The sequence below is a fragment of the Streptomyces sp. NPDC006261 genome, from assembly GCF_040613515.1.
Taxonomy (GTDB): domain Bacteria; phylum Actinomycetota; class Actinomycetes; order Streptomycetales; family Streptomycetaceae; genus Streptomyces.
The window spans coordinates 153,013-169,849 of the sequence record NZ_JBEXSI010000008.1 but is presented as its reverse complement, the minus strand read 5'-3'; the positions used below and the strand labels follow the sequence as shown (position 1 = coordinate 169,849).

Sequence of the window (16,837 nt, the reverse complement as noted above, 5' to 3'; positions counted from 1 at the left end):
GACGCCCGCCGCCCCGCCCTCCTCCTCGTCACCGACCTCTCCTACCAGGCCCGCGGGCGCCGCTACTGCGACGAGGCGCGGCCGACTGCACAGCGGTGGTACGGGGTGGGGCTCAGCCCTCGTCGGACTGCTTCAGCGCCTCCATGGCACGCGCGGTCACGTCGGTGACCTTGCCGAGCGCGGAGATGGTCACCACCAGGCCCTGGGCCCGGTAGTAGTCGATGATCGGCTCGGTCTGCGTGTGGTAGACCTCCAGCCGGGTCCGGACCGTCTCCTCGCTGTCATCGTGCCGCTGATACAGCGCACCACCGCAGACGTCGCAGACACCCTCGGACTTCGGCGGGCTGTACGTCACGTGGAAGACGTGAGCGCTGTCCTTGCGGCAGACGCGGCGACCCGCGATCCGCTTCACGACCTCGTCCTCGGGAACCTCGAGATCGAGGACCGCGTCCAGCTTCACGCCCTCGTCCTTGAGCATCACGTCAAGGGCTTCGGCCTGGCCCACGTTCCGCGGGAAGCCGTCCAGCAGGAAGCCGTTCACGGCGTCCGGCTGGGCCATGCGGTCCTTGGCCATCCCGATGGTGACTTCGTCCGGCACCAGCTGTCCCGCGTCGATGTAGGCGCGGGCCTGCTTGCCAAGGTCGGTGCCCTGGCTCATGTTGGCGCGGAAGAGGTCGCCCGTGGAGATGTGCGGAATCGACAGGTTCTCGGCAAGGTACGCAGCCTGCGTTCCCTTGCCGGCACCCGGAGGCCCGACGAGGACGATTCGCATCAGCGGAGGAACCCTTCGTAATTGCGCTGCTGGAGCTGACTCTCGATCTGCTTCACGGTTTCCAGACCCACACCCACGATGATGAGGATGCTCGTCCCGCCGAACGGGAAGTTCTGGTTCGCACCGCCGAAGCCTGCCAACGCCATCGTCGGCACAAGAGCGATCAGGCCCAGGTACAGCGAGCCCGGCCAAGTGATCCTGTTGAGCACGTAGCTCAGGTACTCGGCAGTAGGTCGACCTGCCCGGATGCCCGGGATGAAGCCACCATACTTCTTCATGTTGTCGGCGACTTCGTCGGGGTTGAACGAAATGGCCACGTAGAAGAAGGCGAAGAACACGATGAGTACGAAGTAGACCGCGATGTAGTACGGGTGGTCACCCGTCACGAAGTGGTCCTGGATCCAGGTTGCCCAGCCAGAGGTGGATCCCGAGAACTGGACGATCAGCGACGGGATGAAGAGCAGCGACGAGGCGAAGATGACGGGAATCACACCCGCCTGGTTCACCTTGAGCGGGATGTACGTGGACGTACCGCCGTAGGAACGGCGCCCGATCATGCGCTTCGCGTACTGCACCGGGATGCGGCGCTGCGCCTGCTCGACGAAGACCACGAGGGCGACCATCACGAAGCCGATGAGGATGACCGTGCCGAACTCGATCCAGCCGTCGGCCAGCTTGCCGCTCTCCTTGATGGCCCACAGGGCGCCGGGGAACGTGGCGGCGATCGAGATGAACATGAGGATCGACATGCCGTTGCCGATGCCCTTGTCGGTGATGAGCTCACCGAGCCACATGACGGCTGCCGTACCGGCGGTCATGGTGATGACCATCACCAGCGTCGTGAAGATCGATTTGTCCGCGACGATCTGGTCCCGCACGGTGCAGTTCTGGAACAGCGCCCCGCTCCGGGCGGTGGCGACGAGGCCGGTGCCCTGGAGGACGGCCAGCGCGACGGTCAGATAACGCGTGTACTGCGTGATCTTGGCCGTGCCGGACTGCCCCTCCTTCTTGAGGGCTTCCAGTCGGGGGATCACCACGGTCAGCAGCTGGAGAATGATGCTGGCCGTGATGTACGGCATGATGCCGAGCGCGAAGATGGTGATCTGCAACAGGGCGCCACCGCTGAACATCTGCATCAGACCGAGCAGACCGCCCGAATCGGACTGGTCGATGCACTGCTGCACCTTCGCGTAGTCGACTCCGGGCGCCGGGACATGAGCCCCGAGCCGGTAGATCACGATGATGCCGAGCGTGAAGAGCAGCTTCTTGCGCAGGTCGGGCGTCTTGAACGCTCGGGCGAACGCGGTGAACACGGTGCCTCCTGCGACCCCCGCGCTATGCGTCAGAGGCGACGGGTCTGGATGGGACTGGATGGGATCGGATACAAGGCAGCCCTACATCGTAAGGAGGCCACAAAAGATTAACGGCGCCACCCTACCCGGCCCGGGACTGAGCAGGAAACACGCACTGCACACCGGTGCAATGCCCGCTCCCCCGGCCCACGCCGCGAAAGACCGGCCAAGCCACACCATTTGGGACGTGAAAGCCCCTCGGCTCCCCCACCGCCGGTGCGGTGGACACCCGTTCAACCTTTCCCGAGCCTTTACGGTTCCCGTACAGCGCCACAAACAAGAAAAAGCCTGGCCGGCCACCTCCGAAGAGGCGGCCGGCCAGGCTCAGTTCTGTCCCGCGGCTCAGACGAGCTCGGTGACCGTACCGCCGGCGGCGGTGATCTTCTCCTTGGCGGAGCCGGAGACGGCGTCAACCGAAACCTGCAGCGCCACGGAGATCTCGCCCTGTCCGAGGACCTTGACGAGGTGGTTGTTGCGCACAGCGCCCTTGGCGACCAGATCGGCCACCGTGACCTCTCCACCCTCGGGGTAGAGCGTCGCGAGCTTGTCCAGGTTCACGACCTGGTACTCCGTGCGGAACGGGTTCTTGAAGCCCTTGAGCTTCGGGAGACGCATGTGGAGGGGCATCTGGCCACCCTCGAAGCGCTCCGGAACCTGGTAACGAGCCTTCGTACCCTTGGTACCACGGCCTGCGGTCTTACCCTTGGACGCCTCACCACGACCCACACGGGTCTTGGCGGTCTTGGCGCCCGGGGCAGGCCGGAGGTTGTGGGCCTTCAGCGGGCTGTTCTCCGCCATGTCAGTCAACCTCCTCAACCGTCACGAGGTGGCGGACGGTGTTGGCCATTCCGCGGAACTCGGGGCGGTCCTCCTTGACAACCGAGTCGTTCAGGCGCTTGAGCCCGAGCGAACGCAGGGTGTCGCGGTGGTTCTGCTTGCTGCCGATGTACGACTTCGTCTGCGTGATCTTGAGGCGAGCCATTACGCACCCGCTCCCGCACGTGCACGCAGCAGAGCCGCGGGGGCGACGTCCTCGAGGGGCAGACCGCGGCGGGCCGCGATCTCCTCGGGACGCTGCAGGCCCTGGAGGGCCGCCACGGTCGCATGCACGATGTTGATCGCGTTGGACGAGCCAAGCGACTTCGACAGGATGTCGTGAACGCCGGCGCACTCGAGCACGGCACGCACCGGGCCACCGGCGATAACACCGGTACCGGGGGAAGCCGGCTTGAGCAGGACGACGCCCGCAGCCTTCTCGCCCGTGATCGGGTGAGGGATGGTGCCCTGGATGCGGGGGACCTTGAAGAAGCTCTTCTTGGCCTCTTCGACACCCTTGGCGATGGCCGCGGGAACTTCCTTGGCCTTGCCGTATCCGACACCGACGGTGCCGTCACCATCGCCCACCACGACCAGCGCGGTGAAGCTGAAGCGACGACCACCCTTCACAACCTTGGCGACGCGGTTGATCGCGACGACGCGCTCGACGTACGCGGTCTTCTCGGCGGCGCTGGCGCCACCGTCACGGCCCTTCCGGTCCCGCCGCTCGCCGCCACCGGCACCGCTTCCGCGGCGCTGGGGTCCAGCCATTGGATTTACCTCTCTCTGTTACGTCCGCTGTGCGTAGGAACCGGGGCTTAGAACTTCAGCCCGGCTTCACGGGCGGCGTCAGCCAGAGCGGCAATCCGCCCGGCGTACTGGTTACCACCGCGGTCAAACACGACGGCCTCGACGCCTGCGGCCTTGGCACGCTCGGCGACCAGGGCGCCGACCTGCTGGGCCTGAGCGCTCTTGTCACCCTCGCCACCACGGATCGAGGTGTCCAGGGTCGACGCCGACGCGAGCGTGTGGCCCGCGATGTCGTCGATGACCTGGGCCACGATGTGGCGGTTGGAACGCGTCACGACCAAGCGGGGACGCTCCGGCGAACCGGAGATGTGCTTGCGGACGCGGATGTGGCGGCGCTTGAGAGCGGCACGCTTGTACGCGTCGCCCTTGGCGATCTTCACACCGTATGCCATGGCTACTTACCAGCCTTTCCGACCTTGCGGCGGATGACCTCGCCCGCGTACTTGACGCCCTTGGCCTTGTACGGGTCGGGCTTCCGCAGCTTGCGGATGTTGGCGGCTACCTCGCCGACCTTCTGCTTGTCGATGCCCTCGACGCTGAGCTTCGTGGGCGACTCGACCTTGAAGGTGATGCCATCCGGAGCCTCGATGAGGATCGGGTGGCTGTAGCCCAGGGCGAACTCCAGGTTGGAGCCCTTCGCCTGGACGCGGTAACCGACACCGCTGATCTCGAGCGCCTTGCTGTAACCCGTGGTCACACCGGTGATCATGTTCGCCACCAGCGTGCGGGACAGGCCGTGGAGGGCCTTGTTCTGACGCTCGTCGTTCGGGCGGGAGACGTTGAGCACGCCGTCCTCACCCTTGGAGACCTCGATCGGCGCGGCAACGGTGTGCGTGAGGGAACCCTTGGGGCCCTTCACGGCGACCGTACGGCCATCGATGGTGACGTCCACACCGGCGGGAACCTGGATGGGGAGCTTGCCGATTCGCGACATGAGCTTTCCTTCCTTTCCCGACTACCAGACGTAGGCGAGGACTTCCCCACCTACGCCCTTCTTGCCTGCCTGCTGGCCGGTCAGGAGGCCGTGGGACGTGGAGATGATCGCCACGCCCAGACCGCCGAGGACCTTCGGCAGGTTGGTGGACTTTGCGTATACACGCAGACCCGGCTTCGAAATCCGCTTGATGCCGGCGATCGAGCGCTCGCGGTTCGGGCCGAACTTCAGCTCGAGGACGAGGTTCTTGCCGACCTCGGCGTCCTCGACCTTCCAGCCGGTGATGAAGCCCTCCTGCTGGAGGATCTCCGCGATGTGCGACTTGATCTTGCTGTGCGGCATCGAGACATCGTCGTGATATGCCGAGTTCGCGTTACGCAGACGCGTGAGCATGTCTGCGATGGGATCAGTCATGGTCATGAGTTGGCCTTCGGCCTCTCTCGCCGGGGTTTCCTGTATGCGCCATCCCTCTCCCCACTCAGTGGCGGGACGGGTGCGGTGCGGGGACCTACGGCGTAGTAAGTCGGTCTTGGGCGGCAGGCGCCCAACCCTTCAAGCCTACGGCATGAAAGGACGGGCTCCTGCCGACCCAGATGCTTACCGAGAGTCTCCAGAACTTCCCTTCGCCCTAGGGCGGAGGAGAGTTACCAGGAGCTCTTGGTCACGCCCGGCAGCTCGCCACGGTGAGCCATCTCACGAAGGCACACGCGGCACAGGCCGAACTTGCGGTAGACGGAGTGGGGCCGGCCGCAGCGCTGGCAGCGGGTGTACCCGCGAACGCCGAACTTCGGCTTACGGGCGGCCTTAGCGATCAGAGCCTTCTTCGCCACGGTCAGTTCTCCTTGAACGGGAAGCCGAGGTGACGAAGGAGGGCACGACCCTCGTCGTCGTTGGTCGCCGTGGTGACCACGGTGATGTCCATGCCCCGGACCCGGTCGATCTTGTCCTGGTCGATCTCGTGGAACATGACCTGCTCCGTGAGACCGAAGGTGTAGTTGCCACGGCCGTCGAACTGCTTCGGCGACAGGCCACGGAAGTCACGGATACGCGGAAGCGCGAGCGACAGCGTACGGTCCAGGAACTCCCACATCCGGTCACCACGAAGGGTGACGTGGCAGCCGATCGGCTGGCCCTCGCGCAGCTTGAACTGCGCGATGGACTTGCGGGCCTTGGTGACGGCCGGCTTCTGGCCGGTGATCGTGGTGAGGTCCTTGACGGCACCGTCGATCAGCTTGGAGTCGCGGGCGGCGTCGCCCACACCCATGTTGACCACGATCTTGACCAGACCGGGAACCTGCATGACGTTCTCGTACGAGAACTCCTCACGCAGCTTGCCGGCGATTTCCTCGCGGTAGCGCGTCTTGAGACGCGGCGCAGTGGTGGCAGTCATCAGATGTCCTCACCGGTCCGCTTGGCAACGCGGATCTTGTTGCCCTCGTCGTCAAAGCGGTAGCCGACGCGGGTGACAACCTTGTTGCCGTCCTTCTCCACGACCAGCTGAACGTTGCTGACGTGAATCGGGGCCTCGGTGGTGACAATGCCACCCGTCTGCGAACCGCGAGCCGTCTGACCGGCCTTGGTGTGCTTCTTGACCCGGTTGACACCCTCGACGAGGACGCGGTCCTGAGCGGGGTAGGCCACGATGACCTTGCCCTGCTTGCCCTTGTCCTTACCGGTGATGACCTGAACCAGGTCGCCCTTCTTGATCTTCATGCTTACAGCACCTCCGGCGCGAGCGAGATGATCTTCATGAACTTCTTCTCGCGCAGCTCTCGGCCCACCGGGCCGAAGATACGGGTGCCGCGGGGGTCGCCGTCGTTCTTCAGAATGACGGCGGCGTTCTCGTCGAAGCGGATGTACGAGCCATCCTGACGACGACGCTCCTTGACGGTGCGAACGATGACGGCCTTGACGACGTCACCCTTCTTCACGTTGCCACCGGGGATCGCGTCCTTGACGGTGGCGACGATGACGTCACCGATACCCGCGTAGCGGCGACCCGAGCCACCGAGAACACGAATGGTGAGAATTTCCTTCGCACCCGTGTTGTCGGCGACGCGCAGTCGCGACTCCTGCTGGATCACGTCTATCTCCTGATCGTCTGCCGGTTCCCGGCGGGGAGCTCCGTAAGTGACTTACGGAGCTCCCTCACCGAGCCTGGCGGAACTGACCTGAGGGAAACCCCTCAGGAATTACTTGGCCTTCTCGAGGATCTCGACGATGCGCCAGCGCTTCGAGGCCGACAGCGGACGCGTCTCCATGATGATGACGCGGTCGCCGACGCCCGCAGAGTTCTGCTCGTCGTGGGCCTTGAGCTTGTTCGTACGGCGGATGACCTTGCCGTACAGCGCGTGCTTCACGCGGTCCTCGACAGCGACGACAACGGTCTTGTCCATCTTGTCGCTGACGACCAGACCCTCACGGGTCTTGCGGAAGCCGCGGTCGATCTTGCTGGTCTCAGTCACAGTCTTCTCGCTCATCAGACGCTCTCCACCGTCTCGATGCCCAGCTCGCGCTCGCGCATCAGGGTGTAGATCCGGGCGATGTCCTTACGGACGGACTTGAGCCGGCCGTGGTTCTCGAGCTGGCCCGTCGCCGCCTGAAAGCGGAGGTTGAACAGCTCTTCCTTGGCTTCGCGGAGCTTGTTGAGGAGCTCCTCGTCGCCCAGCTCGCGCAGCTCGGACGCCTTGGTACCGGCCGACATCACGACTCACCTGCCTCGCGCCGAACGATCCGGCACTTCATCGGAAGCTTGTGAGCAGCGCGGGTGAGCGCCTCACGAGCAATCTTCTCGTTCGGGTAGGACAGCTCGAACATCACCCGACCCGGCTTGACGTTCGCGATCCACCACTCGGGAGAACCCTTACCGGAACCCATGCGGGTCTCGGCAGGCTTCTTCGTCAGGGGACGGTCCGGGTAGATGTTGATCCAGACCTTGCCGCCACGCTTGATGTGACGGGTCATCGCGATACGAGCGGACTCGATCTGACGGTTCGTCACGTACGCCGGGGTCAGCGCCTGGATGCCGTACTCGCCGAACGCAACCTGCGTGCCACCCTTGGACATACCGCTGCGCTTCGGGTGGTGCTGCTTGCGGTGCTTGACCCTACGGGGGATCAGCATTTCGGTCAGGCCTCCGTTCCGGTGCTCTCAGCAGCCGGAGCGGCGGCGGGAGCGTCGGCCTTGGGGGCCTCGGCTGCCGGCGACTGCTGCGGCTTACGTCCGCGACCGCCACGCTCGCCACCACGGCCGCCACCACGGCCGGCCGGGCGGTCGGTGCCGCCACGAGCCGGACGGTTGCCGGCGCGGGCCGCGGCGTTCTCGGCGCGAACCTCGGCGATGTTCTTGACGTCGCCCTTGTAGATCCAGACCTTCACGCCGATGCGGCCGAAGGTCGTCTTGGCCTCGAAGAAGCCGTAGTCGACGTTCGCACGGAGCGTGTGCAGGGGCACGCGGCCCTCGCGGTAGAACTCCGAGCGGGACATCTCGGCGCCGCCGAGGCGACCGCCGCACTGGATCTTGATGCCCTTGGCGCCGGCCTTCATCGAGCTCTGCATGCTCTTACGCATCGCACGACGGAAGGAGACGCGGGAGGAGAGCTGCTCGGCGACGGCCTGGGCCACCAGCTGAGCGTCCACCTCGGGGTTCTTGACCTCGAGGATGTTCAGCTGGACCTGCTTGCCGGTCAGCTTCTCCAGCTCGCCGCGGATGCGATCGGCCTCGGCGCCACGGCGACCGATGACGATGCCCGGACGGGCGGTGTGGATGTCAACGCGGACGCGGTCGCGGGTGCGCTCGATCTCGACCTTCGAGATGCCGGCCCGCTCCATGCCCTTCGTCATCATGCGACGAATGGCGACGTCTTCCTTGACGTAGTCCGAGTACAGCTTGTCGGCGTACCAACGGGACTTGAAGTCCGTGGTAATGCCGAGCCGGAACCCATGCGGGTTAACCTTCTGGCCCATTACCGGGTTCCTTCCTTGCTGCTGACGACCACGGTGATGTGGCTGGTCCGCTTACGGATCCGGTAGGCACGGCCCTGAGCACGCGGTCGGAACCGCTTCAGGGTCGGGCCCTCGTCCACGTACGCCTCGCTGATGACCAGCGAAGAGGCGTCAGGGTGGTCGTAGTTGTGTGCAGCGTTGGCGATGGCGCTGTCCAGCACCTTGCCAACCGGCACGCTCGCGGCCTGCGGGGCGAAACGCAGGACCGCCTGAGCCTCCGTGGCATCCATGCCACGGATGAGGTCCACCACTCGGCGGGCCTTCATGGGCGTGACGCGGATGTACCGCGCCTGGGCCCTGGCTTCCATGGTTGTCCCTTCGGTGTGAGTCATAGTCATTTCCACCCCGCGCTAGCGGCGCTTCGACTTCCGGTCGTCCTTGACGTGGCCGCGGAAGGTGCGAGTCGGCGAGAACTCGCCGAGCTTGTGGCCGACCATCGACTCGGTGACGAACACCGGGACGTGGATCTTGCCGTTGTGCACCGCGATGGTGTGACCCAGCATGGCCGGGACGATCATCGAGCGACGGGACCAGGTCTTGATGACGTTCTTGGTGCCTGCCTCGTTCTGTACGTCCACCTTCTTGATGAGGTGGCCGTCGACGAAGGGCCCCTTCTTGAGACTGCGCGGCATCTAAACCCGCTCCTAGCGCTTCTTGTTCGTCTTGCGGCGGCGGACGATGTACTTGCTCGATGCCTTCTTCGGCGAGCGCGTACGACCTTCCTTCTGACCCCACGGCGAGACCGGGTGACGTCCACCGGAGGTCTTGCCTTCACCACCACCGTGCGGGTGGTCAACCGGGTTCATCGCGACACCGCGGACGGTCGGGCGGACGCCCTTCCAGCGCATCCGGCCGGCCTTGCCCCAGTTGATGTTCGACTGCTCGGCGTTGCCGACCTCACCGATCGTGGCGCGGCAGCGGGCGTCGACCAGGCGGATCTCACCCGACGGCATACGAAGGTGGGCCATGGTGCCCTCCTTCGCCAGCAGCTGCACGGAGGCACCCGCGGAACGGGCGAACTTCGCGCCGCCGCCGGGCCGCAGCTCGATGGCGTGGATGGTCGTACCGACCGGGATGTTGCGCAGCGCCAGGTTGTTGCCCGGCTTGATGTCTGCGGCCGGACCGTTCTCGACGCGGTCACCCTGCGCCAGGCCACGCGGGGCGACGATGTAACGCTTCTCGCCGTCCGCGTAGTGGAGCAGCGCGATGCGCGCGGTGCGGTTCGGGTCGTACTCGATGTGCGCGACCTTGGCCGGCACGCCGTCCTTGTCGTGACGACGGAAGTCGATCACCCGGTAGGCGCGCTTGTGCCCGCCACCCTGGTGTCGAACCGTGATCCGACCGGCGTTGTTACGGCCGCCCTTGCTGTGCAGAGGGCGGACCAGCGACTTCTCCGGCGTGGACCGCGTGATCTCGACAAAGTCGGCGACGCTGGAGCCACGACGGCCCGGGGTCGTCGGCTTGTACTTGCGGATACCCATTTCTCAGTCCTCGTCCGATTCCGGACGACTCGACCTCCGTCAGGAGGTCGGGCCGCCGAAGATGTCGATACGGTCGCCCTCGGCGAGGGTCACGATGGCGCGCTTCGTGTCGGAGCGCTTGCCGAAGCCGGTCTTGGTGCGCTTGCGCTTACCCTGCCGGTTGATCGTGTTGACCCCGGTGACCTTGACCGAGAAGACCGCTTCAACGGCCTGCTTGATCTGGGTCTTGTTGGAGCCGGGCGCGACGATGAACGTGTACTTGTTCTCGTCGAGCAGCGCGTAGCTCTTCTCGGAGACCACGGGCTTGACGAGAACGTCACGCGGGTCCGAGTACGTCTTGCTGGTAACGGTCGCCTCGCTCATCAGGCGTCGCTCCCTTCGGTCTCAGCGGTCTGGGGGCCAGACACGAAGGACTCGAAAGCGGCCTGGGTGAAGACCACGTCGTCAGAGACGATCACGTCGTACGTGTTGAGCTGGCCCGGCTCCAGGATGTGCACCTGGGGCAGGTTGCGCGCGGACAGCCACGCGGCCTCGTCGGCGCGGTCGACGACCAGGAGCAGGTTCTGGCGCTCCGAGATCTTGCCGAGCAGCGTCTTGGCGGCCTTCGTGGAGGCTGCACCCTCGACCACGCCGGTGACGACGTGGATACGGGAGTGACGGGCCCGGTCCGAGAGGGCACCGCGCAGGGCGGCGGCCTTCATCTTCTTCGGGGTCCGCTGCGAGTAGTCACGCGGCTGCGGGCCGTGGACGACGCCACCGCCGGCGAACTGCGGGGCGCGGGTCGAACCCTGACGGGCGCGGCCGGTGCCCTTCTGGCGGTAAGGCTTCTTGCCACCACCGCGGACTTCGCCGCGGCGCTTGGTCTTGTGCGTGCCCTGACGGGCAGCCGCCAGCTGAGCGACAACGACCTGGTGGATCAGCGGAACGCTGGTCTTGGCGTCGAAGATCTCCGCGGGGAGGTCGACGGTACCGGCCTTGTCGCCTGCCGGCGAAAGGATGTCAATGGTGCTCATTACCTCAAGCCCCCTTGGCCGCGGTACGGACCAGGACGAGGCCGCCGTTCGGACCGGGGACCGCGCCCTTGATGAGGAGCAGACCCTTCTCCGCGTCAACCGCGTGGATGGTCAGGTTCTGGGTGGTGACGCGCTCGTTACCCATACGGCCCGCCATGCGCATGCCCTTGAAGACACGCCCAGGGGTGGCGCAGCCACCGATGGAACCGGGGGAACGGTGCTTGCGCTGGGTGCCGTGCCCGGCGCCGAGGCCCTTGAAGTTGTGACGCTTCATGACACCGGCGAAGCCCTTGCCCTTGCTCTTGCCCGTGACGTCGACCTTGACGCCGGACTCGAACACCTCGGCAGTGACCTCCTGGCCCAGCGTGTACTCGCTGGCGTCAGGGGTGCGGAGCTCCACCAGGTGGCGGCGCGGGGTGACGTCGGCCTTGGCGAAGTGACCCTTGAGGGGCTTGTTCACCTTGCGCGGGTCGATCTCGCCGAAGGCGATCTGGACCGCTTCGTAGCCGTCGCTGTCGTTGGTGCGAACCTGCGTCACGACGCACGGCCCGGCCTTGACGACGGTCACCGGGACAACCCGGTTGTTCTCGTCCCAGACCTGGGTCATGCCGAGCTTCTCGCCCAGGACGCCCTTGATGTTCTTGCTCATCTCGGCCCGTCCCCTCAGAGCTTGATCTCGATGTCGACGCCCGCCGGGAGGTCGAGGCGCATCAGCGAGTCAACCGTCTTCGGCGTGGGGTCGAGGATGTCGATGAGGCGCTTGTGCGTGCGCATCTCGAAGTGCTCGCGAGAGTCCTTGTACTTGTGCGGCGACTTGATGACGCAGTACACGTTCTTCTCAGTGGGCAGCGGCACCGGGCCCGCGACCGACGCACCAGTGCGGGTCACCGTCTCGACGATCTTCTTCGCCGAGGAGTCGATGACCTCGTGGTCGTAGGCCTTGAGCCGGATGCGGATCTTCTGTCCCGCCATGGCTACTAGTAGTCCTGTCTCTCGTAACGCTCTGGAACCCGGGGGTTCTCTGGACTCCTCCTCCGACCCACGCGGTCGGGCGTGTCGCATCCCCTCTACGAAAATCTCCCGAAGGAAATCCCAACCAAGGGGGTGCGGACCCTGAGACCGCGGAACCGGGGGCGGAACACCCACCGGGTGCCTGGCCGGCGCCCTGCATTGCTTCCCGGAAGATTCCCGTACGTCCGGCCCATACAGGGCCGACGAGTACTGTGGGACTCGCTTCCGGTCCTCCCGGCGGGAGGCGCGCAGCATTGACACTCAACCGAGCAACCTGGTCAGTGTGCCATACGGGGCGCGGGCCTGGCCAATCGAGTCGGGAATCCTACCCCGGGCGAACGAGTGCTCAAACGCGGGCGCGCATCCGGCCCCCAGCCGCTCCGGGCCGGGGCGCATGACGACCGCCCGCAGCCCGGCGATGGCCTCGACGTCCTCGGGGGAGGGCGGGGCGCAGGGTGGCCGTACGGCTGAACGTGCTGCAGGGGAGCGCCGCCCGGCGGCTCTACGAGCGGCACGGGTTCACGCCGGAGCGGGAGGACCCGGTCGACGTGTTCCTGGTGCGCAAGCCCACACCCTGACCGGGCAACCTCCGTGCCGCCATCCCCGTCTATCCCCCCGCAGGCGCCGCCGACCAGCCGCTGACCTGCGCAGAGAGCCAGGGAGTACGCAGGACAGGGCGACCGTTAGCCCGCTGCGGGGGAAGCGGGAGCGGACGGAGTGCGTGGCGTGGTGGATCGATCTGTCCTGTCCCGAATACAGGTGCCCCGGCGCACGCTCCTCCTCACGGCCACCGCGACCGCCGCGCTCGCCGGATGCGCCGTACCGGCTCCGCGGCGCCGGGGGCCGGTGCCGGATCCGGCACCGGGGCTGGCCATAGCGAGCACCCGGCGGGCGCGGACCATGCAGCTGCTGGCCCACCCCGACGACGACCTGTACTTCATGAACCCCGACACCCGGCAGGCCCTGGACGCCGGGACCCCGCTGGTCTGCGTGTATCTGACCGCGGGCGAGGCGGACGGCCTCAACAAGGTCCCCGGCGCTCCCCGCCCGGCCCCCGACCGGGCCGCGTACTCCTCCTCCCGCCACCAGGGCCTGCGCCAGGCGTACGCCGAGCTCCTCGGCCTCGACCGCTTCACGCCCTGGGAGAAGTCGGTGCTCCCCCTGCACGGCGGCCACCGGGCCGAGGTCGACGTCCTGACCGACGGGGTCCGCCGGGTCGAGCTGGTCTTCCTCAACACCGCGATGCACACCGGCCGGGGGCGGCTCGGACTCCCCAGCCTCTGGCAGGACCGGCGACTGGTGCTGCGTACCGTCGTGGCCGACAACTCCCCACTGGACAAGGCCGGTTCATATACGTACGACGGTCTCGTCGACGTCCTCACGGGGCTGCTGGAGCAGTACCGGCCCACCCTCGTGCACACCCTGGACCCCGACCCGGACCTCCAGTTCAGCACGGAGGGGCAGCGGCGCCGGGACAGTGAGCAGCGCGGGTACTCCGACCACGCCGACCACACCGCGGCCGGCTGCTTCGCCTGGGCGGCGCTGATCCGCTGGGTGGCGCGGGTGACGGCGAGCGGGGAGCCCGTGCCCGGGTTCACGGTCTCCTCGTTCCGGGGCTACTACAACCGGCACTGGCCCAAGAACCTGCCGCCCGAGGTGCTGGAGCGGAAGGCCGCCCACCTCGTCCCGTACGGCGGCTCACCCGACTGGGAGTGCGGCAACCCGTCCGGCTGCGGCGACTACAACGTGGGCGGCGACCGGCCCCTGACCAACCGGAAGGGCTGGGTCCGCTCCACCCACCATCGCTACCCGGGCCCCCGCCCCGCCCTCGCCTCCGGGGTGGACGGCCGGCTCACCGCCTACGGGGTACTGGGGCTGCGCGCCGTGCGGTGGCGCGAGACCGCGCCCGGCAGCGGGGTCTGGGACGCGCCGGACGACCTCGGCGGCGGGCCGCTCGCGCCGGTGCTGGGTTCGGCGGTGACGGCGGACGGACGCCAGCTGCTGTTCGGGCTGCGGTTCGCGGCGCTCGGCGGGCACGGCTCGGACAACGAACGCGAGATCGTGGTGCTGGAGCAGCACTCGCCGGACGGCCCCTTCCGCGCGTGGCGGGGGCTCGGCAACCCTGCGACGGGGAGCGACCACGGCCGCCGCATCGGGGTGCCGGTCGCCGTCGCCGCGCCGGACGGCCGCGTCCACCTCTTCGTACGGAACGCGGAGAAGGGGCTGAGCACCCGGGTGCGCGACGCGGGGACCGGGCGCTGGAGCGGGTGGCGTGACCTGGGCGGCGGCGAGGTGCAGGACGGGCTGACCGCGGTGGTGGACGCGGCCGGGAGCGTCCATGTGTACGCCGCCGGGCACCATGCTGTGCACCACTGGACCCAGGACGCCCCGGACCAGGACGTCACCGCCCGTACCCAGCTCACCGAGGCCCCGGTCCCCTCCCACGCACCGGCCGCCGTCGCCGCGCCCGCCGGGTCGGTCGACCTCTACTACCGGGCCGCCGCCTCGGCCACGCTCACCGCCGTGACCAGCACGGACACCCCCGCCCCCCGTTTCGACGGCTACGGTCCGGTGGCCGCGGCTCCCACCCCCCGGGGCCCGGTCCTGCTCGGCCGCACCGCGGAGGGCGCGCTCCGCCTCCGTACCGCCGGATCCACGGCCGTACGCTCTCGGGGGCCGGCGGCACTGGACGGGGCCGCGCTCCACCTCGGGGCCGACGGGGCGCCCGTCGTCGTGGGGTTCGGGCCGGACGCGGCGCCGTGGATCTGGCGTCCCGGTGGCACTGCCTAGGGGAATCGAACGCCTCCGTGGCGCTACCTGGAGTTCGCCGGGCCATAACGCGGCGTTATGGGAAAGCGTTAGTACCCGGCCGAATGGTTCTTCGACACTCTAGGGCCGTCAACCCCCACAAACACGCCCCTCAGCGTGCTCCCCGAAATGAGGAACCATGCGAATAGCAAGGCTAGTTCCCGCTGCCCTCGCCGCCGCGGCCACCGTCCTCGCTCTTCTCAGCCCCGCCGCCACCGCCGCCCCGCAGCCCCCGCTCACCGACGCTCCTCCGCCCACCACGCAGATCATCGGCGGCGGTTACGCGCAGAGCGCGCCGTGGGCCGCTCGCCTCTTCTCCAACGGCAGAGAGACCTGTTCGGCCACGATCATCGCGCCGACCTGGATCCTCACCGCCCGGCACTGCGTCACGGGCGGCGGCCTGTCGTTCCGCATCGGCAGCCTCGACCAGCACAGCGGCGGCGTGGTCGCCAACGGTGTCCAGACGTACAACCACAGCGCGGACATCTCCCTGGTCCGCCTGGACCGCTCCGTGCAGACGACCTACTCCCGCCTGGGCTCGCCCGGTTCGGTGAGCGTCGGGCAGAGCGTCCAGGTCTGGGGCTGGGGCGCCACCTCGCAGTGCGGCTCGGAGGCCAACTGCCAGTCCCGCTACCTGAAGGTCGCCAACGTGACGGTGACCGGTGGCTGCGGTGACGCGTACGGCGGCTCGGCCATCTGCGCCCGCCGCGGCAACGGCATCACCGCCGGCGGCGACTCCGGCGGCCCGATGACGGCCAACGGCATCCAGGTCGGTGTGGCGTCCACCAGCGACCGGCAGACCACGACGGCGTACACGAACGTCACGGCGTACCGCTCCTGGATCCAGTCCATCGCGGGCGTCTGACCCGTCACCCCTTGGGGCGGCGGGCACCTGACCGACCCGCCGTCCCTCCGATACGTAGGGCCCCCTTACCTCGCCGCCCTGAGGTACCGGGGCCCTACATCCATGTGGGCTCCGGCCACGTCGGCGTCGCACGGGGTGCGGAGGGGGCGGCGGGGCCGGCCCCTACAGCCACCCGTGGTGCGTGGCGATCCGCACGGCGTCGACCAACGTACGGGCGTGGAGCTTGCCGATCGCCGACGAGAGGCGGTTGCGCACGGTGCCCACGCTCAGGAAGAGGTCGGCAGCGATCTCCCGGGAGTGCGCACCGGCGGCGGCGAGCCGCAGGGCCTCGGCCTCCTTGTCGGTGAGCGGGCTGGGGGTGGCCCGCTCCTCCCCCCGCATCCTGGGGTCGATGGCCCGGCCGCCCGCGGCGATCCGCCGGACGGCGTCGGCGATCTGCGCCGCGGGCGTGCTCTTGAGCAGGTAGCCGGACGCCCCGGCGGCCAGCGCGCGGCGCAGATGGCCGGGGCGGTCGAGCGCGGTGAGCATCAGCGTGCGGCAGGAGGGCAGGGTCCGTGCCAGCCAGTCGGCGACGGCTATCCCGTCGAGGCCGGGCAGATCGACGTCGAGCAGCGCCACGTCCGGGTGCAGCCGCCCCGCCTCGGTGAGTGCGGCGGGGCCGTCCGCCGCCTGGCCGACCACCTCCATGCCGAGTTCGGCCGCCAGGAGCCGCGTCAGGCCCGACCGCACCACGTCATGGTCGTCGACCACCAGCATCCTGATCACATACTTGATTATCACCGACGGCGCGAGCGTTCACGGCGACGAGGGCTCCCCGGCGGACGCACCACACCGCGATGAGCGAGCCGAGCAGGGCGGGCGAGAATCACAGGAGCGCCCACGGTCACCGGGCCACCGCGCACAGGACGGCCAGGCCGTACACCACTCCGGTGGCCGCCCACACGGCGCCGACCTCGGTCGTCTCACGTCTC

At 67.8% G+C, this 16,837-nt stretch carries 26 protein-coding genes and 1 pseudogene; 3 read left to right on the top strand and 24 right to left on the bottom strand.

Annotated elements, in window-relative coordinates; all coding sequences use genetic code 11:
• Nucleotides 1–112: 112 nt before the first annotated feature.
• The 23 genes from ABZ154_RS07505 to rpsJ form a co-directional block, all read right to left on the bottom strand.
• A complete protein-coding gene (locus ABZ154_RS07505; protein WP_356829937.1) occupies nt 113–772 on the bottom strand; it encodes an adenylate kinase in 660 nt (219 codons plus the stop codon).
• On the bottom strand, nt 772–2,085 hold the full coding sequence (gene secY / locus ABZ154_RS07500; protein WP_356829935.1) for a preprotein translocase subunit SecY: 1,314 nt from the start codon (nt 2,083–2,085) through the stop codon (nt 772–774). Before secY ends, ABZ154_RS07505 begins: the two co-directional genes overlap by 1 nt.
• Nucleotides 2,086–2,466: 381 nt before the next feature.
• Complete coding sequence (gene rplO / locus ABZ154_RS07495) at nt 2,467–2,922, bottom strand: 50S ribosomal protein L15 (protein ID WP_003966942.1); 456 nt, start codon at nt 2,920–2,922, stop codon at nt 2,467–2,469.
• A gap of 1 nt (nt 2,923) precedes the next feature.
• The gene (gene rpmD / locus ABZ154_RS07490) at nt 2,924–3,106 is read right to left on the bottom strand and encodes a 50S ribosomal protein L30 (protein WP_015610734.1); all 183 of its coding nucleotides are present in this window, start codon (nt 3,104–3,106) and stop codon (nt 2,924–2,926) included.
• Nucleotides 3,106–3,711 carry a 30S ribosomal protein S5 gene (gene rpsE / locus ABZ154_RS07485; protein WP_356829933.1) on the bottom strand — a complete coding sequence of 202 codons (606 nt, stop codon included), beginning with the start codon at nt 3,709–3,711 and terminating at the stop codon, nt 3,106–3,108. Before rpsE ends, rpmD begins: the two co-directional genes overlap by 1 nt.
• Nucleotides 3,712–3,758: 47 nt before the next feature.
• Nucleotides 3,759–4,142 carry a 50S ribosomal protein L18 gene (gene rplR / locus ABZ154_RS07480; RefSeq protein ID WP_015610732.1) on the bottom strand — a complete coding sequence of 128 codons (384 nt, stop codon included), beginning with the start codon at nt 4,140–4,142 and terminating at the stop codon, nt 3,759–3,761.
• A gap of 2 nt (nt 4,143–4,144) precedes the next feature.
• On the bottom strand, nt 4,145–4,684 hold the full coding sequence (gene rplF / locus ABZ154_RS07475; RefSeq protein ID WP_015610731.1) for a 50S ribosomal protein L6: 540 nt from the start codon (nt 4,682–4,684) through the stop codon (nt 4,145–4,147).
• Between the two features lie 21 nt (nt 4,685–4,705).
• Nucleotides 4,706–5,104 carry a 30S ribosomal protein S8 gene (gene rpsH, locus ABZ154_RS07470; RefSeq protein ID WP_007446728.1) on the bottom strand — a complete coding sequence of 133 codons (399 nt, stop codon included), beginning with the start codon at nt 5,102–5,104 and terminating at the stop codon, nt 4,706–4,708.
• 224 nt (nt 5,105–5,328) lie between these two features.
• Nucleotides 5,329–5,514, bottom strand: coding sequence for a type Z 30S ribosomal protein S14 (locus tag ABZ154_RS07465; protein ID WP_003948630.1), 186 nt, complete (start codon nt 5,512–5,514; stop codon nt 5,329–5,331).
• Nucleotides 5,515–5,516: 2 nt separating this feature from the next.
• The gene (gene rplE, locus ABZ154_RS07460; RefSeq protein ID WP_003966948.1) at nt 5,517–6,074 is read right to left on the bottom strand and encodes a 50S ribosomal protein L5; all 558 of its coding nucleotides are present in this window, start codon (nt 6,072–6,074) and stop codon (nt 5,517–5,519) included.
• Nucleotides 6,074–6,397 (bottom strand): 50S ribosomal protein L24, encoded by a 324-nt coding sequence (gene rplX / locus ABZ154_RS07455; protein ID WP_003966949.1) that lies wholly within the window; start codon nt 6,395–6,397, stop codon nt 6,074–6,076. The genes rplE and rplX overlap by 1 nt, the downstream gene beginning before the upstream one ends.
• A gap of 2 nt (nt 6,398–6,399) precedes the next feature.
• Nucleotides 6,400–6,768 (bottom strand): 50S ribosomal protein L14, encoded by a 369-nt coding sequence (gene rplN / locus ABZ154_RS07450; RefSeq protein WP_003966950.1) that lies wholly within the window; start codon nt 6,766–6,768, stop codon nt 6,400–6,402.
• 108 nt (nt 6,769–6,876) lie between these two features.
• A complete protein-coding gene (gene rpsQ / locus ABZ154_RS07445; RefSeq protein WP_030561901.1) occupies nt 6,877–7,164 on the bottom strand; it encodes a 30S ribosomal protein S17 in 288 nt (95 codons plus the stop codon).
• Nucleotides 7,164–7,388: a 50S ribosomal protein L29 gene (rpmC, locus tag ABZ154_RS07440; RefSeq protein ID WP_015610729.1), complete on the bottom strand. Its 225-nt coding sequence runs from the start codon at nt 7,386–7,388 to the stop codon at nt 7,164–7,166. Before rpmC ends, rpsQ begins: the two co-directional genes overlap by 1 nt.
• The gene (rplP, locus tag ABZ154_RS07435; protein ID WP_003966953.1) at nt 7,388–7,807 is read right to left on the bottom strand and encodes a 50S ribosomal protein L16; all 420 of its coding nucleotides are present in this window, start codon (nt 7,805–7,807) and stop codon (nt 7,388–7,390) included. Before rplP ends, rpmC begins: the two co-directional genes overlap by 1 nt.
• Nucleotides 7,808–7,812: 5 nt before the next feature.
• Nucleotides 7,813–8,649, bottom strand: coding sequence for a 30S ribosomal protein S3 (gene rpsC, locus ABZ154_RS07430; protein WP_356829930.1), 837 nt, complete (start codon nt 8,647–8,649; stop codon nt 7,813–7,815).
• Nucleotides 8,649–8,996 carry a 50S ribosomal protein L22 gene (gene rplV / locus ABZ154_RS07425; protein WP_026290933.1) on the bottom strand — a complete coding sequence of 116 codons (348 nt, stop codon included), beginning with the start codon at nt 8,994–8,996 and terminating at the stop codon, nt 8,649–8,651. The genes rpsC and rplV overlap by 1 nt, the downstream gene beginning before the upstream one ends.
• A gap of 42 nt (nt 8,997–9,038) precedes the next feature.
• Nucleotides 9,039–9,320 carry a 30S ribosomal protein S19 gene (gene rpsS, locus ABZ154_RS07420; protein WP_003966956.1) on the bottom strand — a complete coding sequence of 94 codons (282 nt, stop codon included), beginning with the start codon at nt 9,318–9,320 and terminating at the stop codon, nt 9,039–9,041.
• A 12-nt stretch (nt 9,321–9,332) separates the two neighbouring features.
• Complete coding sequence (gene rplB, locus ABZ154_RS07415) at nt 9,333–10,169, bottom strand: 50S ribosomal protein L2 (RefSeq protein WP_356829928.1); 837 nt, start codon at nt 10,167–10,169, stop codon at nt 9,333–9,335.
• A 39-nt stretch (nt 10,170–10,208) separates the two neighbouring features.
• Entirely contained in the window at nt 10,209–10,532 is a 324-nt protein-coding gene (gene rplW / locus ABZ154_RS07410) for a 50S ribosomal protein L23 (RefSeq protein ID WP_007446738.1), read from the bottom strand.
• A complete protein-coding gene (gene rplD, locus ABZ154_RS07405; protein ID WP_003966959.1) occupies nt 10,532–11,182 on the bottom strand; it encodes a 50S ribosomal protein L4 in 651 nt (216 codons plus the stop codon). Before rplD ends, rplW begins: the two co-directional genes overlap by 1 nt.
• Before the next feature lie 4 nt (nt 11,183–11,186).
• Entirely contained in the window at nt 11,187–11,831 is a 645-nt protein-coding gene (rplC, locus tag ABZ154_RS07400) for a 50S ribosomal protein L3 (protein ID WP_003966960.1), read from the bottom strand.
• A gap of 14 nt (nt 11,832–11,845) precedes the next feature.
• Nucleotides 11,846–12,154 carry a 30S ribosomal protein S10 gene (gene rpsJ / locus ABZ154_RS07395; protein ID WP_003948644.1) on the bottom strand — a complete coding sequence of 103 codons (309 nt, stop codon included), beginning with the start codon at nt 12,152–12,154 and terminating at the stop codon, nt 11,846–11,848.
• Nucleotides 12,155–12,648: 494 nt separating this feature from the next.
• On the opposite strand from rpsJ, the pseudogene ABZ154_RS07390 reads away from it, so the two are divergent.
• From ABZ154_RS07390 to ABZ154_RS07380, 3 genes and pseudogenes are all read left to right on the top strand, one after another.
• Nucleotides 12,649–12,771, top strand: a pseudogene (locus tag ABZ154_RS07390) (GNAT family N-acetyltransferase); the annotation flags it as partial.
• 181 nt (nt 12,772–12,952) lie between these two features.
• A complete protein-coding gene (locus ABZ154_RS07385) occupies nt 12,953–14,983 on the top strand; it encodes a PIG-L family deacetylase (protein WP_356829955.1) in 2,031 nt (676 codons plus the stop codon).
• Nucleotides 14,984–15,140: 157 nt separating this feature from the next.
• On the top strand, nt 15,141–15,866 hold the full coding sequence (locus ABZ154_RS07380; RefSeq protein ID WP_356829926.1) for a trypsin-like serine protease: 726 nt from the start codon (nt 15,141–15,143) through the stop codon (nt 15,864–15,866).
• A gap of 162 nt (nt 15,867–16,028) precedes the next feature.
• Here ABZ154_RS07380 and ABZ154_RS07375 read toward each other — a convergent pair whose 3' ends face one another.
• Complete coding sequence (locus ABZ154_RS07375) at nt 16,029–16,631, bottom strand: response regulator transcription factor (protein ID WP_356829924.1); 603 nt, start codon at nt 16,629–16,631, stop codon at nt 16,029–16,031.
• Nucleotides 16,632–16,837: the final 206 nt, after the last annotated feature.

What these genes read in the sequence shown, in the direction of transcription:
- ABZ154_RS07505 (WP_356829937.1), bottom strand. Translation starts at nt 772, where the DNA reads ATGCGAATCGTCCTCGTCGGGCCTCCGGGTGCCGGCAAGGGAACGCAG.
- rplO (WP_003966942.1), bottom strand. Translation starts at nt 2,922, where the DNA reads ATGGCGGAGAACAGCCCGCTGAAGGCCCACAACCTCCGGCCTGCCCCG.
- rpmD (WP_015610734.1), bottom strand. Translation starts at nt 3,106, where the DNA reads ATGGCTCGCCTCAAGATCACGCAGACGAAGTCGTACATCGGCAGCAAG.
- rpsE (WP_356829933.1), bottom strand. Translation starts at nt 3,711, where the DNA reads ATGGCTGGACCCCAGCGCCGCGGAAGCGGTGCCGGTGGCGGCGAGCGG.
- rplR (WP_015610732.1), bottom strand. Translation starts at nt 4,142, where the DNA reads ATGGCATACGGTGTGAAGATCGCCAAGGGCGACGCGTACAAGCGTGCC.
- rplF (WP_015610731.1), bottom strand. Translation starts at nt 4,684, where the DNA reads ATGTCGCGAATCGGCAAGCTCCCCATCCAGGTTCCCGCCGGTGTGGAC.
- rpsH (WP_007446728.1), bottom strand. Translation starts at nt 5,104, where the DNA reads ATGACCATGACTGATCCCATCGCAGACATGCTCACGCGTCTGCGTAAC.
- rplE (WP_003966948.1), bottom strand. Translation starts at nt 6,074, where the DNA reads ATGACTGCCACCACTGCGCCGCGTCTCAAGACGCGCTACCGCGAGGAA.
- rplX (WP_003966949.1), bottom strand. Translation starts at nt 6,397, where the DNA reads ATGAAGATCAAGAAGGGCGACCTGGTTCAGGTCATCACCGGTAAGGAC.
- rpsQ (WP_030561901.1), bottom strand. Translation starts at nt 7,164, where the DNA reads ATGAGCGAGAAGACTGTGACTGAGACCAGCAAGATCGACCGCGGCTTC.
- rpmC (WP_015610729.1), bottom strand. Translation starts at nt 7,388, where the DNA reads ATGTCGGCCGGTACCAAGGCGTCCGAGCTGCGCGAGCTGGGCGACGAG.
- rplP (WP_003966953.1), bottom strand. Translation starts at nt 7,807, where the DNA reads ATGCTGATCCCCCGTAGGGTCAAGCACCGCAAGCAGCACCACCCGAAG.
- rpsC (WP_356829930.1), bottom strand. Translation starts at nt 8,649, where the DNA reads ATGGGCCAGAAGGTTAACCCGCATGGGTTCCGGCTCGGCATTACCACG.
- rplV (WP_026290933.1), bottom strand. Translation starts at nt 8,996, where the DNA reads ATGGAAGCCAGGGCCCAGGCGCGGTACATCCGCGTCACGCCCATGAAG.
- rpsS (WP_003966956.1), bottom strand. Translation starts at nt 9,320, where the DNA reads ATGCCGCGCAGTCTCAAGAAGGGGCCCTTCGTCGACGGCCACCTCATC.
- rplB (WP_356829928.1), bottom strand. Translation starts at nt 10,169, where the DNA reads ATGGGTATCCGCAAGTACAAGCCGACGACCCCGGGCCGTCGTGGCTCC.
- rplW (WP_007446738.1), bottom strand. Translation starts at nt 10,532, where the DNA reads ATGAGCGAGGCGACCGTTACCAGCAAGACGTACTCGGACCCGCGTGAC.
- rplD (WP_003966959.1), bottom strand. Translation starts at nt 11,182, where the DNA reads ATGAGCACCATTGACATCCTTTCGCCGGCAGGCGACAAGGCCGGTACC.
- rplC (WP_003966960.1), bottom strand. Translation starts at nt 11,831, where the DNA reads ATGAGCAAGAACATCAAGGGCGTCCTGGGCGAGAAGCTCGGCATGACC.
- rpsJ (WP_003948644.1), bottom strand. Translation starts at nt 12,154, where the DNA reads ATGGCGGGACAGAAGATCCGCATCCGGCTCAAGGCCTACGACCACGAG.
- ABZ154_RS07380 (WP_356829926.1), top strand. Translation starts at nt 15,141, where the DNA reads ATGCGAATAGCAAGGCTAGTTCCCGCTGCCCTCGCCGCCGCGGCCACC.